This is a genomic window from Nostoc sp. CHAB 5715, from assembly GCF_020829685.1.
Lineage (GTDB): Bacteria > Cyanobacteriota > Cyanobacteriia > Cyanobacteriales > Nostocaceae > Nostoc.
Genome location: NZ_JAIVFR010000780.1, coordinates 1 through 3,650 on the forward strand (window position 1 = coordinate 1; position 3,650 = coordinate 3,650).

Annotated in this window: 1 protein-coding gene; it reads left to right on the top strand. The window is 46.7% G+C overall.

The genetic code is table 11. The features are described from left to right. On the top strand, positions 1-3,610 hold a 3,610-nt coding region (locus LC574_RS31095), incomplete at its 5' end, for an AMP-binding protein (protein ID WP_229457434.1). Positions 3,611-3,650: the final 40 nt, after the last annotated feature.

The following is a 3,650-nucleotide window of genomic DNA, read 5'->3' on the forward strand; positions in this document are numbered from 1 at the left end:
GGATGAATTTAATTTTAACTCTCCCTTGCTCCCCTGCTCTCTGCTCCCCACTCCCTTGAGTTGGCGACTGGTGCAACAACTTGAAGAACTACCCCACATTCAGCAAATATTCAACCTCTACGGCCCCTCGGAAGATACTACTTATTCCACCTACGTCCAACTTAAAGGTGTTATTCCCGATACTCTATCTCCGACAATTGGTCAACCCATTGCTAATAGTCAAGTGTACGTCTTAGATGAAAATTTGCAACCAGTACCAGTGGGTGTACCTGGGGAACTTTACATCGGTGGTGCAGGAGTAGCACGGGGTTATTGGCAGCGTCCAGATTTAACAGCAGAACGGTTTGTGCCGAATCTCTTTGAGAAGGGAGTGGGGAGCAGAGAGCAGGGGAGCAAGGGAGAGTTAAAATTAAATTCATCCACCTCGGAACTGGATTCATCCACCTCAGAACTCCGTTCATCCACCTCGGAACTGGATTCATCCACCTTGGAACTCCGTTCATCCACCTCGGAACTGGATTCATCCACCTCGGAACTGGATTCATCCACCTCGGAACTCCGTTCATCCACCTCAGAACTGGATTCATCCACCTTGGAACTCCGTTCATCCACCTCAGAACCTCAAGGCTTCCAATGCCCAATGCCCAATGCCCAATGCCCAATGCCCAATCTCTACAAAACCGGCGATCGCGTCCGTTATCTCCCAGATGGTAATTTGGAATACTTGGGAAGATTGGATAACCAAGTGAAAATTCGGGGTTATCGTATTGAATTGGCTGAAATTGAAGCGGTACTCAGTCAACACCCAGATGTGCAAGAGTGTGCTGTAATGGCTCCTGAAGAAGTAACGGGTGACAAACAATTAGTTGCTTATATTGCTTCTCTAAGTGCAAAATCCTCAGATATGCGGCAATTTTTGGCGGAACGTTTACCCGGTTACATGATTCCCGCACACTTTATTACTCTGGAAGCATTGCCGCGTACTCCCAATGGCAAAATTCATCGTCAGGCATTACCCACGGTAGAAAAAACACGTCCACAATTAGAGAATGCCTATGTAGAAGCACGGACACCCACAGAACAAACTCTTGCCATCATCTGGGAAGAAACACTTCAAGTTGAACAAATTGGAGTTAATGATAACTTTTTTGCGTTGGGGGGACATTCGCTGCTGGGTATTCAGTTAGTGGCGAAAATCAATGAATCTCTCAATGTAGAAGTACCTCTCAAGAGCTTATTTCAGTATCCCACGATCGCAGGTCTGGCAGCACAAATTGAGCAATTACAAGGCGATATCACCCAGTCGAGATTACCCCAAATTCAACCACGTTCCCAGGAACGCTATCAACCCTTTCCTCTAACGGATATTCAACAAGCATATCTCATCGGACGTAACGCCGCTTTTGAGTTGGGTAATGTTGCTACCCACGGCTACCAAGAAATTGAAACGATGGGATTGTCTGTAGAACAAATGGAATGGGCATTACAAAGGCTAATTGAGCATCATGATATGTTGCGGGTGATTGTGCAACCCGATGGACAACAGCGCGTTTTAAAAGAAGTGCTACCTTATAAAATTGCTGTGACTGATTTGCGTGGAGAATTAAAACCCCTCCCCAACCCTGCCCAAGGCATTGGGAGGGTGCCCGATAGGGCGGGTGGGGTAGAATTAATGGAGTTGCGCGATCGCCTTTCTCACCAAATATTTGCTACCGATCGCTATCCATTATTTGAAATTCAAGCAGTTTTATTGGATGAGGAAAAAATTCGCTTCTGCATTAGCTTTGATGTTTTAATTGCCGATGCTTGGAGTTTTAAACTACTAGGGACAGAACTAGTGCAAATATTGCACAATCCTGATATTCAATTGCCGACAAGCAGATTATCTTTTCGTGATTATGTGTTGGCAGAACAGGAATTACGGAAATCGGCAATTTATGCGCGATCGCAAGCATACTGGCAAGCCAGACTTGCCACCCTACCAGCCGCACCAGATTTACCTTTGACTCAGCCTCTCAGTAGAATCACCCAACCCCATTTTATCCGACGCAGTGGCAATTTAGCTCCAGAGAAATGGCATCGGCTAAAACAGCAAGCCAGCCAAGTCGGAATTACGCCATCAGGTTTGCTATTAGCTGCATTTGCTGAAATTCTGTCTCGATGGAGTAAAGAGCCATGTTTTACCATAAATTTGACCCTTTTTAATCGTCTACCCTTGCATCCCGATGTGAATCGAATTGTGGGAGACTTCACCGCATCTTTGCTTTTGGCAATTGAGAACAAGGGGCGTAAAAATTTTCTGGAACTTGCCCGTTACATTCAAGCACAGCTATGGGAAGATTTAGATCATCGTTATGTCAGTGGTGTGGAAGTGCTGCGTCACGTTGCCCGCAATCAACAACGGGTGACAGGCGCAATTATGCCCGTAGTTTTTACCAGTACACTCACCCAAGACAATCGAGAACAAACAACAGAGCGTAGCTGGCAAAGTGACTTAGTATACAGCCTCAGTCAGACTTCCCAAGTGTATTTTGACCATCAAGTAGCAGAAGTTGCCGGGGCATTAGTTTTTAACTGGGATACCATTGATGATCTCTTCCCACCAGGGCTGTTAGATGAAATGTTCCACACCTACTGTGAGTTTTTGGAACATTTAGCAACATCAGAAGCAGGCGAGATGAGGGAGATGGGGAAGATGGACTTTTCTCCAATGCCCAATACTTCGACTTCGCTCAGTACAAGTGCCCCATGCCCCATGCCCCATGCCCAATTCCCAATTTCCCTACTTCACACCTTATTTTTTGAGCAGGTAACAAAGCAACCCAAGCAGCCTGCAATCTTTACTACCCAAAAATCTCTGACATATCAACAGGTGAGCGATCGCGTTTGTCACCTTGCCGAACTATTACAGCAGCTAGGCATAATACCAAATCAATTGGTGGCAATTGTCATGGATAAAGGTTGGGAGCAAATAATTGCCGCCTTAGCAATTTTGACGGCCGGGGCTGCTTATGTGCCTATCGATCCTCAATTACCGACACAACGCCGCCTACATTTGTTGCAAGAAACCCAAGCGCAAATTATCCTCACTCAATCCTGGCTGGATGTGGCTTTAGAATGGGCAGATGATTGCAGCCGTATATGTGTTGATACTCTTGATGCTCCACCTCATACAGACATACCCGCACCGATACAGCAACCGACAGATTTAGCATACGTCATTTACACTTCCGGTTCTACTGGCAAGCCTAAAGGTGTGATGATTGATCATCAGGGAGCGGTGAACACGATTTTAGATATTAATCAACGCTTTGACGTGACAGCTAGCGATCGCATTTTAGCCCTGTCTTCTTTGAGTTTTGATTTATCTGTATATGACATATTTGGCATCCTCGCCGCCGGAGGAGCAATTGTCATTCCCGATTGCGATCGCCCCAACGATCCATCTCACTGGATGCATCTAATTACCAAGCATCAGGTAACAATTTGGAATTCTGTTCCCGCTTTAATGCAACTTGTGCTGGGGAGTGGGGAGTGGGGAGGGGCGAACCCGGCGATGACGGTGACGAACTTTCCGCGGCGTTGCTCCCGCCGGATGCGCAATGGCTGATCCTGCGGGCGAAGGACCTTCCCGCTCAGGCGATCGCGTG